Source organism: Agromyces sp. MMS24-JH15, from assembly GCF_043518605.1.
Lineage (GTDB): Bacteria > Actinomycetota > Actinomycetes > Actinomycetales > Microbacteriaceae > Agromyces.
In genome coordinates this window covers 2,337,427-2,350,110 of sequence record NZ_CP171358.1, presented here as the reverse complement: position 1 = coordinate 2,350,110, position 12,684 = coordinate 2,337,427, and the positions used below count along the sequence as shown (strand labels likewise).

Below are 12,684 nucleotides of genomic sequence, written 5' to 3'. Positions count from 1 at the left end.
CGGCCGCCGGACTAGGCCTCCATCCGACGACGGCGGATCCAGATCCCGACCGCCAGCAGCCCGCCGACGGCGACGAGCGCACCGCCGAGCCAGGCGGCGGAGCCCGCCTCGATGCCCGTGACCGGGAATCCGCTCGGGGTCAGTGCGCAGTCGGGACGTGCCTGCGGGTACACCGCGAGAACGGTCTGCTCGGGGTTGATCTGGAAGGTGACCTGCGCCGGGATCGCCGTGTTGCGCCACGCGAAGCTCGGCAGCGACTCGTCGAGGATCACCGAGCCGTTGGGCCCGTTGAACACGAGCGGACTGTTCGGGTCGTCACCCGGCTGCAGCGGGCGGTACCCGGGCCAGAGCGACGGCACCCCGTTCGCGTCGACGACGGCTCCGGGCCACAGCATGCGTCCGTCGAGCTGGTCGAACGGGATCGTCCGCGTCTCGGTCTGCACCGGGTGGATCCCGTCGTCGGCCGACACCCAGGTCACCGTGATCGGCCCCTGCGGCACCGACGGCGTGACCGCGATCGAGTAGTACATCCACGGGACGTCGTTGACGCACCGGACGTACGCGTTCGACGCGATCTTCTTCGTCGGCACGTCGACGTCGGCGCACGCCGTCAGCGGCTCGTCCGACTCGTCGAGCGCGGCGACGCAGGCCTCGTTCGGGATGTCCGCCATGTCCACGACCGGAACCGGCGGGATCGGGTCGCTCGGCCCGACCGAGGGCGTGTCGACCGGCGGCGGCACCTTCACCTTCATCCGGACGGTGATGGTGAACGAGTCGCCCGGTTCGAACGGCCCGGCGCCGGTCGCCTCGAGCGTGTTCGCGGCGGGATCCACGTCCAGCGCGAGTCCGGCCGGGACGACGCTCGCCTGGATCGGCGTGGCGACCTCGAGCTGCGAGTCGAACGGGTCGGTCACGACCAGGTCGTGCAGCGGCACCGCTCCCGTGACCGTCACGGTGATGACGTAGTCGAACTCCTCACCCGCCTCCACGGCCGTCGCCCCCTCGCCGTCGAGCAGGTAGGCCTTCTCGATCGAGATCCCGGGCGTCGGCGTGTTCGTGTAGGTGCACGTGACCTCGGCGAGCGCGTCCAGGGCAACGGAGGTCGCGGGGACCTCCTCGCCGTCGGGTCCGGTCGTGCACACGAGCGACGTGAGCTCCCAGCCGTCGGGGCCGTTCGCCTCCGTGAGGTCGTAGGTGGCCCCGGGCCGGACCTGGATGGTCGTGCCGGACTTCACGGTCTGGGTGTCGACCCCCGGGACATCCTTCGACCGCGGGGTCGCCACGAGGTCCCAGTCCGACGGCACGCGCGGCGTGCTCGAGGCATCCAGTTCCTTCACCAGCGTGAGCTGGGCCGAGCGGTTGACCGCGGTGCACTGGACCCAGTTGCCGAAGCCGACGACGACGCCGCCGTTCAGGCCACCGGCGTTGCCGCCGGTGGGCGTGCCGTTCGCGTCGAGCGGCACGCACGCCCAGCTTCCCGTCGACCCCGGCACCGACAGCACAGGGTCGCGGTCGTCGAGCTGGGTGTAGAGCGGGTCGCCGCCGGCCTCGGCGAGCGGGTACACGAGACCGGGGGTCACGTCGCCCGTCACGCCGGATCCGCCGTCAGCGCCCCCAGGGAAGGCGAGGCCGCCCGAGGGCGTGAGCGCGTCGAGGGTCCACAGGCTCGGGCTCGCCGGTCCGCCCTGGACCTCCTTGCGGAGCGTGAGGCGGCTCGGGCAGTCGAGGCTGTTGGTGATGACCGCGACGTTGGAACCGTCGCCGAGGACCGCGTCGTAGTCTCCCTGGGCCAGGTCGGCGCCCACCGGGACCCCGTTGTACGAGGTCACCGTCTGCGACTCGAGGGTGCACAGCGTCGGCAGCGAGCCGATCTGCTCGTTGACCGCGACGGTGTCGCCGCTCGTGAGTCCCGGCACGGTCGTCCCGAACCCGGTCAGGCCGCCGTCGACGGTCGCGATGCCCGAGAGCAGCGGGTTCTGCTGGCCGTGCGCGACGGGCGGCCCCCCGTTCACCACCCAGAACTTGTCGACCCTGAGGGTCGCCGTCTCCGCCGGAGCCCGGTTGTAGATCGTGCAGCTCACGGCGGCATTCGGCGTCACCGGCACGACGACGCCGGGCCGGCCGGCGACGACGGGTGCATTCGCCACGCCGGCGACGGGCAGGTTCGTCGTGAGGTCGACGCACACGGCGTTGACGCCGGACTGCGGCTCGTGCGCGAAGCCGGCCTGCAGGGTCTCGCGGATCGTCACCGTGCCCGAGCTCGTCCCGCCCGCGAACTCGAGCGGGTAGTTCACCGTTCCGGTGGCCGGCGCGGTGGTGCCGTCGGCGGGGTTGGGCGTCGAGACCGTGATGCCGGCGGTCGCATCGGCCGCCGAGATCGCCCAGCCGCCCGCCGGCGCCGCGTCGGCGACCGTGCCCGTCGGCGGGATGACCTGCTTGACGACGCTCACCGAGCCGAGGCAGTTGCCGAGCGCGAGCGCGCGCATCGCGTCGCCGGCGGCCTCGTAGTCGGTCGTCTGGTAGTAATCGGCCGCAGTGGGGTTCGACCCGTCGAACGCCGTGCCTCCCGAGATCGCGCGGAGGTTCAGCGCGGCCTCGGGGGCGCTGACGCCGGTCCCGACGCCGAGGGCGACGACGCGCGTCCCCTCCGCCTTGACGGCGTTCGCCGAGAAGATCGCGTTCTCGACCTCGCGGATGCGGGTGAAGTTGCCGGGCGCGGTCTCGGTGCCGTAGACCGTCGGGTTGCCGTCGGTGAGGATGATGGCCACGTCGTACTCGGCCGAGGAGACCGCGACCTGGTAGAGGCCGCGATCCCAGTTGGTGGAGCCGGCGGCCGTGAGGCCGTTGATCCAGCCGTTCACGACCGCCGCATCGCCGGCGGTCGACACCGGGCTGATCGGCCGGTTCTGGTTGTTCGCGCCGGGTGCCGGTGCGGTCGCTCCGAACGTGAAGAGTCCGACGCGCGAGGGCGTGCCGACGAGCGAGTCCACGAGCGTGACGCCGGCCGCGCGCGCCTGGTCGATCGAGGTCTGGACCGATCCCGACATGTCCATGATGAGGGCGACGTCGAGGCCGCACTGCGGCGGCAGCGTCGGGTTGTCCCGCGAGGTCTGCCAGACGCCGCCGGATGCCTGGCGGTTGGTGTTGCCCGTGGAGACCATGAACTCGGCGGGCGGCGTGGTCGTGTAGGTCTGCCCCGCGCGGACCTGCCACACGCCGTTCACGAGCTGGCCGACGCGGAACGAGTACGGCGACGCCTGGTTGTCGCCGCCGAACGCGTCGCCCGTCCGGATGAAGGGGTTGAGGAAGTAGCCCGCCGGCGCCGAGACCTGGCGAACCCACATCGCGCGGTCGCGGTTGGCGCCGCCTGCGCCCGTGTCCGGCACGACGAAGCTGCAGTCGCCCGCCGCGTCGGCGGTGCACGTGAAGAGGAGGTTGCCCCCGCTGGCCGCGTCGTAGAGCCCGAGCTGCACGCCGGAGAGCGGAGCGATCGCGTTCGGGTCGCCGATCTGGCGGTCGTCGCCGGTGCGGACGGCGATGACCGCCTCGCCGGCGCCCGGGGCGGGCACGGCGAACACGCCGACGCCGGCGTCCGCGGTGCGAGCGGACTGCGTGACGAGCGGTTCCCCGGTCGTCCCGGGGTCGGCGGTCGCACCGGGATCGGTGGTTCCGTCCGCGTCGTCCGTCGCGGGCTCTGCCGGATCGGCGGGCGATTCGGTCGCCTGGTCGGTCGGGTCGGCCGGCTCCGTCGGCTCGGCCGACTCAGTGGGCTCGGTGGATTCCCCGGTGCCGGTGTCCGTGCCGGTGCCGCCGGTGCCGGGATCGACCGGTTCGGTCACGGTGGGACCCGGCGTGGCCGGATCCGTCTCGGCCGCGAGCGACATCGCGGGCAGCCCGAGCAGCAGCAACGCCCCGGCCGTGAGCGTCGAGACCGAGGCGAGCAGGCCGGTGCGGCGTCGCCTCGCCCGCTTCCGGATCGCTCGTCGGGTCGTCGGTCGGGTGTTCGGGCGCTGCTGCATGATCCCCCCGGGCAGGTCGGCGCTCGCCCTCCCCCGTTCCCCCGGGAGTGAGGAATCCACGCGTACGGAGTCTCCCAGACGTCGCGGACGCAGCGACAGACGGCGCAGGTAACGAGTGCGGGTGACTTCGATTGCCACTCGGTGACGTGAAATGGAACGAGTTCTCCGATTCAGGGGAGCGCCGCGCCGCGCCTCCGCGTCTCCGCGTCGGCGCGCGGCCGCGTCGGCCACTCCGGGGCATCCGCTCGATATCGTGGTCGCGTGAGCCGCACCGGGCCGCCTGACCCCTCGGATGCGACGCCGTCGGGCGCCCCGGGGCAGCCCGACGCGCCCTCCTCGGGCCCCCCGACCGCCGAGACCCGCGCGCGGCTCGCCGCCGCGAGCGAGACGATCCGCGAACGCCTCGACCCCCAGATCCGCACCGTGTCGCGCCTCACGTCGCGCACGCTCGCGCTCTTCCCGGTCCGCGTCTGGCGCCACTTCCTCGCGCAGAACGGGTTCATCCTGTCGTCGGGCATGAGCTACCAGTCGCTCTTCGCGGTGTTCGCGGGCGTCTACGTCCTGTTCGCGATCGCGGGCATCTGGTTCGTCGGGAGCGAGCCGGCGATGAACGCGTTCGTGACGCTCGTGAACACGTACGCGCCCGGGCTCATCGGTCCGGACGGCGTGATCACCGAGGAGGCGCTGGTCCAGGTCGCGCAGAGCAACAGCGGCGCGCTCGGCTGGACCGGTGCCATCGCGCTGGCCGGGTTCATCTGGACCGCCATCGGGTTCGTGACCTACGCGCGGATCGGCGTGCGCAGCATGTTCGGCCTGCCGAAGGACATGCGCTCGTACGTCCTGCTGAAGGCCCGCGACTTCCTGGCCGCGCTCGTGTTCGGCCTGACGCTGCTCCTGGCCACCGTGCTCTCGATCGTCACGACGAGCTTCATGGACTGGCTGGTCGCCGTGCTCAAGTGGAACCTCCCGCCCGGGTGGACGACCGTGTTCGTGCAGGCGGGCGCGCTGCTGGTGGTCTTCGCGATCGACACGCTCGCCCTGGCCGCCCTGTTCCGATTCCTCTCGGGCGCGGCCATGCCGTGGCGCCGGATGTGGATCGGCTCGCTGCTGGGCTCGGCCGGCCTCACCGTGCTCCAGGTCTCGAGCTCGCTCGTCCTCTCGTTCACGAGCTCGAACCCGCTGCTCGCGACCTTCGCGGTGTTCATCGGCCTCCTGCTCTGGTTCCGGGTCACGAGCATCGTGATCCTCGTCGCCGCGTGCTGGATCGCAGTCGAGGCGGCCGACGCGCACGAGACGATGCGACTCGTGACGCCCGAGCAGCTCGCCGCGGAGCGCCGGCAGCGCGAGCACGACGCCCTCGTGACGGCCGCGACGATCGCAGTCCGGAAGGCGCGGAACCAGCTCGCGACCGCGAACGTCTTCGAGCGCGTTCCGGCCCGGCGACGGCTCGCGCGCGCCGAGCAGGAACTGGCGCGGCTGCAGGCTTCCGAGCCCGACGCCGGGCACGGGGATGTCGGGCCGCTCGCCTAGGATCGGACGCATGCCCGAGAAGCCCCTGCGCGTCGCCACCGTCAACGTCAACGGCATCCGGGCGGCCTACCGACGGGGCATGGCCGACTGGCTGGCCGCCCGCGACGTCGACATCCTCGCCCTCCAGGAGGTGCGCGCCTCGACCGACGACCTCACCGCGCTGCTCGGCACCGAATGGGACATCCTGCACGACCCCGCGAGCGCGAAGGGCCGGGCCGGCGTCGCGATCGCGAGCCGCCGGAAGGCGCACCTCCACCGCGTCGAGTTCGGCGCGACCGACTTCGACACCGCCGGTCGCTGGCTCGAGGCCGACTACGAGGTCGGCGACCGCGTCGTCACGGTCGTCAGCGCCTACGTCCACAGCGGCGAGGCCGACACCCCGAAGCAGGTCGAGAAGTTCCGCTTCCTCGACGCGATGACCGAGCGGATGCCCCGGCTCGCCGAGCACTCGCCCTACGCGCTCGTCGTCGGCGACCTGAACGTGGGCCACCGGACCCTCGACATCAAGAACTGGAAGGGCAACGTGAAGCGCGCCGGCTTCCTGCCCGAGGAGCGCGCGTACTTCGACCGCCTCGTCGGCGCGGAGGGCGCCGAGGGCTACAACGACGGCGCCGGCTCCGGCTGGGTCGACGTCGGGCGCCGGCAGGCCGGCGAGGTGCCCGGCCCGTACTCGTGGTGGTCCTGGCGTGGCAAGGCGTTCGACAACGACGCCGGCTGGCGGATCGACTACCAGTTGGCGACCAAGCCGCTCGCCGATACGGTCGTCGCGTACTCGGTCGACCGGGCCGCCGCCTACGACGAGCGATGGAGCGACCACTCCCCCGTGGTCGTCGACTACGCCGTCTGACCCGCGCCCCCGCCACCACGTCCGTTCTCCGATTCGCAAGGATGCCTCGAACCATGACCACCGCACGTCCCGTCGTCTTCTCCGGCATGCAGCCGTCCGGCGACTCGCTCCACCTGGGCAACTACCTCGGCGCGCTCGTCAACTGGGTGAAGCTGCAGGACGAGGTCGACCCCATCTACTGCGTCGTCGACCTGCACGCGATCACCGTCGCGCAGGACCCGAAGGCACTGCGGGAGTCGAGCCGGCGCACGGCGGCCCAGTACCTCGCGGCGGGCATCGACCCCGAGCGCTCGACGCTGTTCGTGCAGTCGCACGTGCCCGCGCACGCCGAGCTCGCCTGGGTGCTCGGTTCGCTGACCGGCTTCGGCGAGGCGAGCCGGATGACCCAGTTCAAGGACAAGTCGGCCAAGCAGGGCGCGGAGGCGACGACCGTCGGGCTCTTCACCTACCCGGTGCTGATGGCCGCCGACATCCTGCTCTACGGCACGAACCTCGTGCCCGTCGGCGACGACCAGCGCCAGCACCTCGAGCTCACGCGCGACCTCGGCGGTCGGTTCAACTCGCGGTTCGGCGACACGTTCGTGATCCCCGAGGCGTACATCCCCGAGGTGTCGGCGCGCATCTACGACCTCCAGGAGCCGACGGCCAAGATGTCGAAGTCGGCGATGTCGTCCGCGGGCCTCATCCAGCTGCTCGACGAGCCGAACGTCACGGCGAAGAAGATCAAGAGCGCGGTGACCGACACCGAGCGCGAGATCCGCTACGACCGGCAGTCGAAGCCCGGGATCTCGAACCTGCTCGACATCTACGCCGCCGTCACCGGCGAGACGATCGAGGCGATCGCCTCGCGCTACGAGGGCCGCGGGTACGGCGACCTCAAGAAGGACCTCGCCGAGGTGGTCGTCGACGCGATCACCCCCGTGCGGGCGCGCACGCTCGAGCTCATGTCCGATCCGGCCGAGCTCGACCGGCTCCTGGCGATCGGGGCCGAGAAGGCCTCGGAGCGCGCCGAGCGCACGCTCGCGACCGTGTACGACCGCGTCGGCTTCCTGCGCCGGCGCTGACCCCCTCCCGGAGGAGCGATGGAATCCGTCGTCCTGCGCACGGCGCGGCTCGTCCTGGACCAGCCGCGACCGAGCGACGTCGACGACATCACGCGCGCCTGCGGCGACCCGCTGTTCGAGCGGTACCTGACGACGCCGTGGCCCTACCGGCGCGAGCACGCCCTCGGCTTCGTCGAGGAGTTCGTCCCCTCGGGGTGGGCCGTCGACCGCGAGTACACGTGGGCGCTCCGGACCTCAGCGGACGGACCGCTCCTCGGCGTGGTCTGCCTTCGGCGAGCGCACGGCGGCTTCGGGTTCTGGATGGACGCCGCGCACCGCGGCCACGGCTACATGGCCGAGGCCGTGCGCGCTGTCGCCGACTGGGGACTCGACGACCTCCGCATGCCCGAGGTCACCTGGGAGGCGCTCGTGGGCAACCTCGCGTCGGCGGCCACCGCGCGCAAGGGCGGACTCGCCTTCTCGGGCACGCGGACGGGTCGCATCCCGATGCGGGACGGATCCACGGCCGTGTGCTGGCACGCGGTCCTGACGCGATCGACCGACGCCGCGACGGCGCTCGCCTCGTGGCCTGCGGAGACCCGCGCGTGAGCCTCCCGGCCGCCGTCCTGTTCGACCTCGACGACACGCTGTTCGCGCACCGGGCCGCGGTCGCGGCAGGCATCCGCACCCACCTGGACGACGTCGGCATCGTCCCCGGCGATCCGGACGCGGCGCTCGCGGACTGGAACCGGCTCGAGGAACTGCACTACCACCGCTACCTCTCGGGCGAACTCGCGTTCGAGCAGCAGCGGCGCGCGCGAGCCCGCGACTTCGCGGCCGCGCACGGCGTGGAACTCGCCGACGACGCGGCGGGCGCGTGGTTCACGGCGTACTTCGAGCGCTATCGCGAGGCGTGGCACCTCCACGACGACGCTGTCCCTTGCCTCGCCGCACTCCGCAGCGCGAGGCCGGACATCCGCCTCGGGCTCATCACGAACGGCGACCTGGCCTTCCAGCAGCGCAAGGTCGCGCAGGTCGGCCTCGACCGACTCGTCGACCTCGTGGTCGCGTCCGGCGCGGTGGGCATCGTCAAGCCGGACGCGCGGATCTTCCACCATGCGTGCGAGCTGCTGGGCGTCGCGCCCGCGGATGCCGCGTACGTCGGCGACCGGCTCCGCACCGACGCGATCGGCGCGGCGGCCGCGGGACTCACGGGGATCTGGCTGAACCGCACGGGCGCGGCGGCCGACCCCGACGACGCGGCGGAGGCGGCGGCGCTCGGCGTCCTCGAACTCCACGCGCTCGATGGGCTGGTCGGGGCGCTCGAGGGCTGAACCTACCCTGCGTGACACGGGAATACTTCGGCGTCGGCGGCGTTGGGTAGGATCGAACACGAGCAACGTGCTTCGGGGTCGGTGCAATTCCGAACCGGCGGTGAGAGTCCGCGAGCCCGGAACGTGCGGCCATCGGTCGCCCGTGAACGGTTGAGCCGGTGGAATTCCGGCGCCGACGGTCAGAGTCCGGATGGGAGACGCACGTGTCGGCGGCGCCATGCGCCCTCGACCTCGGCCACGGCCGAGCGATCCCCGGAGCCGGAACAGGACGACGGAATGATCGCGGCAGGTGCGACGGCCCTCGAGGTCGACGCGATGCGACGGGCACTCGAACTGGCGGCCCACGGGCCCGCCAAGGGCGTGAACCCGCGCGTCGGCTGCGTCATCCTCTCGCCCGAGGGCGACGTGATCGCCGAGGGCTGGCACCGCGGCGCGGGCACCGCGCACGCGGAGGTCGATGCGCTGTCCCGGCTCGCGCCCGGCGACGCACGCGGCGCGACCGCGGTCGTGACCCTCGAGCCCTGCAACCACCTCGGCCGCACGGGCCCGTGCGCCGTCGCGCTGATCGAGGCCGGCGTCGCCCGCGTCGTGTACGCGGTCGCGGATCCCGGCGACCACTCCTCGGGCGGCGCCGACCGCCTGCGCGCCGCCGGGGTGTCGGTCGAGGCCGGCGTCCTCGAGGACGAGGCCGAGGCGTTCCTCGCCGACTGGCTGTTCGCGGCGCGAACGGGTCGCCCGCACGTCACGGTGAAGTGGGCGTCGAGCCTGGACGGCCGCGTCGCCGCCGCCGACGGCAGCAGCCGGTGGATCACCGGCCCGGCCGCTCGCGTCGACGTGCACCGCCGGCGCGCGCTCGCCGACGCCATCGCGGTCGGCACGGGCACCGTGCTCGCCGACGACCCGTCGCTGACCGCGCGCGACGACGACGGCGACCTCCTGCCGTCGCAGCCCGTGCCGGTCGTGTTCGGCCGGCGCCCGGTCCCGGACGGCGCGCGGCTCGCGGCGCACCCGCACGATGCCGTCCTGCTCACGGGCGAGGACCTCGCCGCCGACCTGGCCGCGCTCGCGCGGCGGGGCATCCGCTCGGTGTTCGTCGAGGGCGGCCCGACGCTCGCGACCTCGTTCCTCGCGGCCGGCCTCGTCGACGAACTCCTCGTCTACCTCGCACCCGTGCTCATCGGCGGCCCGCGGCTCGCCGTGGGCGACCTCGGCGTCCCGGCCATCGCCGACGCCCATCGCCTCGAACTCGCCGCCGTCGAGCGGCTCGGCGACGACCTGCTGGTCATCGCCCACCCCGTCGTCCCAGGGCGCGCGCCGCGCGCCGCGACACCCGACACGACTACCCCACCGGAAGGGAACTGACATGTTCACCGGCATCATCGAGGAACTCGGCGAGGTCACGCACGTCGAGCGGACGGCCGACGCCGCCCGGCTCACGGTCCGCGGGCCGCTCGCCGTCGAGGACGTGAAGCACGGCGACTCCATCTCGGTGTCCGGCGTGTGCCTCACGGTCATCGACTTCGACGACGCGTCGTTCACTGCCGACGTCATGGCCCAGACGCTCGCGATGTCCACGCTCGACGCGGCCCGCGCCGGGCTCGTCGTGAACCTCGAGCGCGCCGCGAAGGTCGGCGACCGCATCGGCGGGCACATCGTGCAGGGGCACATCGACGGCACCGCGCGGGTGCTCGAGATCCGGCCGGGCGACGCGTGGCGGGTCATCCGATTCTCCCTGGATCCCGAGCACGCGACGCTCGTCGTCGACAAGGGCTCGATCGCCGTCGACGGGATCTCGCTCACCGTGAGCGCGATCGGCGACGACCCGGACGGGTCGTGGTTCGAGGTGTCGCTCATCCCCGAGACCCTGCAGGCGACCACGCTCGGCGCGCGCGCCGTCGGCGACCGCGTCAACATCGAGACCGACATCCTGGCGCGCCACGTCGAGCGGATGCTCCGCCTCGACGTGCACCGTTCCCTGCCGTCATCCATCGTCGAATCCGCTCCCGGCGAAAGGAGCCTGGCATGAGCCTGTCCACCATCCCCGAGGTCCTCGATGCGCTGCGCGCCGGACGGCCCGTCATCGTCGCCGACGACGAGGGCCGCGAGAACGAGGGCGACGCGATCATGGCCGCCGAGTTTGCGACCGCCGAGTGGATCGGCTGGATGATCCGGCACACGAGCGGCTACCTGTGCGCGCCGATGCCCGCGTCGTTCGCCGACCGGCTCGAGCTCCCGCCCATGGTCCAGCACAACGAGGACGCCCGCGGCACCGCCTACACGATCACCGTCGACGCCGCCGACCGCGTGTCGACCGGCATCTCGGCGACCGACCGCGCGCACACGCTGCGCGTCCTCGCCGACCCGGAGGCCACGCCGGACCGGCTGATCCGGCCCGGACACATCCTCCCGCTGCGTGCGGTCGACGGCGGCGTGCGCGAACGCGCCGGCCACACCGAGGCCGCGGTCGACCTGATGCGCCTCGCCGGGCTCACGCCGGTGGGCGTGATCGGCGAGGTCGTGGGCGACGACGGCGAGATGCTGCGTCTTCCCGCGCTCATCGAGCTCGGCGAGCGCGAGGGCCTGCCGGTGACCACGGTCGCCGCGATCATCGACTGGCTCCGGACCCGACACGCAGGCCAGGACCTCGAGGCGACCACCCCGATCCTGATCGGCGAGGGGTCGCGCGTGCGGTTCGAGATCGAGACGACCCTCCCGACGGTCCACGGCGACTTCCGCGTCCGCGCGTACCGCGACCGGGCGACCGGAGCGGACCACGTGGCGATCATCGCGGGCGACCCGCTGTCCGACCCCGCCGGCACGATCGTGCGCGTGCACTCGGAGTGCCTGACGGGCGAGGCGTTCGGCTCGCTGAAGTGCGAGTGCGGCCCGCAGCTCGACACCGCGCTGCAGGCGATCCAGCGCGACGGCGGCGTGGTGGTGTACCTGCGCGGGCACGAGGGCCGCGGCATCGGGCTCATCAACAAGCTGCGCGCGTACCGGCTGCAGGAGGACGGCCTCGACACGCTCGACGCGAACGTCGCGCTCGGCCTGCCGGTCGACGCGCGCGACTACACCGCTGCGAGCGCGATCCTCGACGACCTCGGCGTCGACCACGTGCGACTGCTCACCAACAACCCCGAGAAGGTGCGGCAGCTCGAGGCGCACGGCATCCGGATCAGCGAGCGGCTGCCGCTCGTGGTCGGCGTCGGCGCCATCAACCAGTCGTACCTCGAGACCAAGCGCGCCCGCATGGGGCACGTGATCGACGACGAGCAGCTCACCGAGACGGCGAGCGCGCTCCTGGAAGGACATGCATCATGAGCGGATCCGGTTCCCCCACCCTCGACGTCGACGGCCGCGGCCTTCGCATCGTCATCGTCGCGGGCAGCTGGCACGACGTCATCACGGACGGGCTGATCGCGGGCGCGCGGCGCGCGCTCGAGGCATCCGGCGCCGAGTTCTCGCTCGTGCGCGTGCCGGGCAGCTTCGAGCTGCCCGTCGTGGCGAAGGCCGCGCTCGAGGCGGGTGCCGACGCGGTGGTCGCCCTCGGCGTGATCATCCGCGGCGGGACGCCGCACTTCGAGTACGTGTCGTCGGCGGCGACCGACGGCCTGACCAGGGTCGCGATCGACACCGGGAAGCCGGTCGGCTTCGGCGTGCTCACCCTCGACGACGAGCAGCAGGGGATCGATCGGGCGGGGCTGCCGGGCTCCAAGGAGGACAAGGGCCAGGAGGCCGCGGAGGCCGCGATCGCGACGGCGCTCGTGCTCCGCTCACTGCGAGGATGACCCGTGGCGGGGGCGCACTGCGCCCCCGCCGAGGTTTCACGCGGGCGTAACACCGACCCCCTTCTCGGCCGACGTCACGGGACGTAACATTTCCCATGTGGAGCGGCCGGTTCCCCATCGGCA

Annotated in this window: 10 protein-coding genes and 1 riboswitch; of the genes, 9 read left to right on the top strand and 1 reads right to left on the bottom strand. The window is 72.6% G+C overall.

The window, feature by feature from the left end:
• Window positions 1-11: 11 nt before the first annotated feature.
• Window positions 12-4,079, bottom strand: coding sequence for a hypothetical protein (locus tag ACDF64_RS10640; RefSeq protein WP_394551101.1), 4,068 nt, complete (start codon window positions 4,077-4,079; stop codon window positions 12-14).
• Window positions 4,080-4,280: 201 nt separating this feature from the next.
• Between ACDF64_RS10640 and ACDF64_RS10635 the strand changes: the two genes are divergently transcribed.
• The 9 genes from ACDF64_RS10635 (at window position 4,281) to ribH (ending at window position 12,561) form a co-directional block, all read left to right on the top strand.
• Entirely contained in the window at window positions 4,281-5,549 is a 1,269-nt protein-coding gene (locus tag ACDF64_RS10635; RefSeq protein ID WP_394551099.1) for a YhjD/YihY/BrkB family envelope integrity protein, read from the top strand.
• A gap of 10 nt (window positions 5,550-5,559) precedes the next feature.
• Window positions 5,560-6,396: an exodeoxyribonuclease III gene (locus ACDF64_RS10630; protein ID WP_394551097.1), complete on the top strand. Its 837-nt coding sequence runs from the start codon at window positions 5,560-5,562 to the stop codon at window positions 6,394-6,396.
• 53 nt (window positions 6,397-6,449) lie between these two features.
• On the top strand, window positions 6,450-7,460 hold the full coding sequence (gene trpS, locus ACDF64_RS10625) for a tryptophan--tRNA ligase (RefSeq protein ID WP_394551095.1): 1,011 nt from the start codon (window positions 6,450-6,452) through the stop codon (window positions 7,458-7,460).
• A gap of 18 nt (window positions 7,461-7,478) precedes the next feature.
• Complete coding sequence (locus tag ACDF64_RS10620) at window positions 7,479-8,048, top strand: GNAT family N-acetyltransferase (RefSeq protein ID WP_394551093.1); 570 nt, start codon at window positions 7,479-7,481, stop codon at window positions 8,046-8,048.
• Window positions 8,045-8,773: an HAD family hydrolase gene (locus tag ACDF64_RS10615; RefSeq protein WP_394551091.1), complete on the top strand. Its 729-nt coding sequence runs from the start codon at window positions 8,045-8,047 to the stop codon at window positions 8,771-8,773. The genes ACDF64_RS10620 and ACDF64_RS10615 overlap by 4 nt, the downstream gene beginning before the upstream one ends.
• Before the next feature lie 64 nt (window positions 8,774-8,837).
• A riboswitch (FMN riboswitch) is annotated at window positions 8,838-8,979 on the top strand.
• Between the two features lie 70 nt (window positions 8,980-9,049).
• Window positions 9,050-10,135, top strand: a complete 1,086-nt coding sequence (gene ribD / locus ACDF64_RS10610; RefSeq protein WP_394551089.1) for a bifunctional diaminohydroxyphosphoribosylaminopyrimidine deaminase/5-amino-6-(5-phosphoribosylamino)uracil reductase RibD — start codon at window positions 9,050-9,052, stop codon at window positions 10,133-10,135.
• 1 nt (window position 10,136) lies between these two features.
• Window positions 10,137-10,799: a riboflavin synthase gene (locus ACDF64_RS10605; protein ID WP_394551087.1), complete on the top strand. Its 663-nt coding sequence runs from the start codon at window positions 10,137-10,139 to the stop codon at window positions 10,797-10,799.
• Window positions 10,796-12,094, top strand: a complete 1,299-nt coding sequence (ribA, locus tag ACDF64_RS10600; RefSeq protein ID WP_394551086.1) for a GTP cyclohydrolase II — start codon at window positions 10,796-10,798, stop codon at window positions 12,092-12,094. Before ACDF64_RS10605 ends, ribA begins: the two co-directional genes overlap by 4 nt.
• A complete protein-coding gene (ribH, locus tag ACDF64_RS10595; protein WP_394551084.1) occupies window positions 12,091-12,561 on the top strand; it encodes a 6,7-dimethyl-8-ribityllumazine synthase in 471 nt (156 codons plus the stop codon). The genes ribA and ribH overlap by 4 nt, the downstream gene beginning before the upstream one ends.
• Window positions 12,562-12,684 lie beyond the last annotated feature (123 nt).

What these genes read in the sequence shown, in the direction of transcription:
- ACDF64_RS10630 (WP_394551097.1), top strand. Translation starts at nt 5,560, where the DNA reads ATGCCCGAGAAGCCCCTGCGCGTCGCCACCGTCAACGTCAACGGCATC.
- trpS (WP_394551095.1), top strand. Translation starts at nt 6,450, where the DNA reads ATGACCACCGCACGTCCCGTCGTCTTCTCCGGCATGCAGCCGTCCGGC.
- ACDF64_RS10620 (WP_394551093.1), top strand. Translation starts at nt 7,479, where the DNA reads ATGGAATCCGTCGTCCTGCGCACGGCGCGGCTCGTCCTGGACCAGCCG.
- ribD (WP_394551089.1), top strand. Translation starts at nt 9,050, where the DNA reads ATGATCGCGGCAGGTGCGACGGCCCTCGAGGTCGACGCGATGCGACGG.
- ACDF64_RS10605 (WP_394551087.1), top strand. Translation starts at nt 10,137, where the DNA reads ATGTTCACCGGCATCATCGAGGAACTCGGCGAGGTCACGCACGTCGAG.
- ribA (WP_394551086.1), top strand. Translation starts at nt 10,796, where the DNA reads ATGAGCCTGTCCACCATCCCCGAGGTCCTCGATGCGCTGCGCGCCGGA.
- ribH (WP_394551084.1), top strand. Translation starts at nt 12,091, where the DNA reads ATGAGCGGATCCGGTTCCCCCACCCTCGACGTCGACGGCCGCGGCCTT.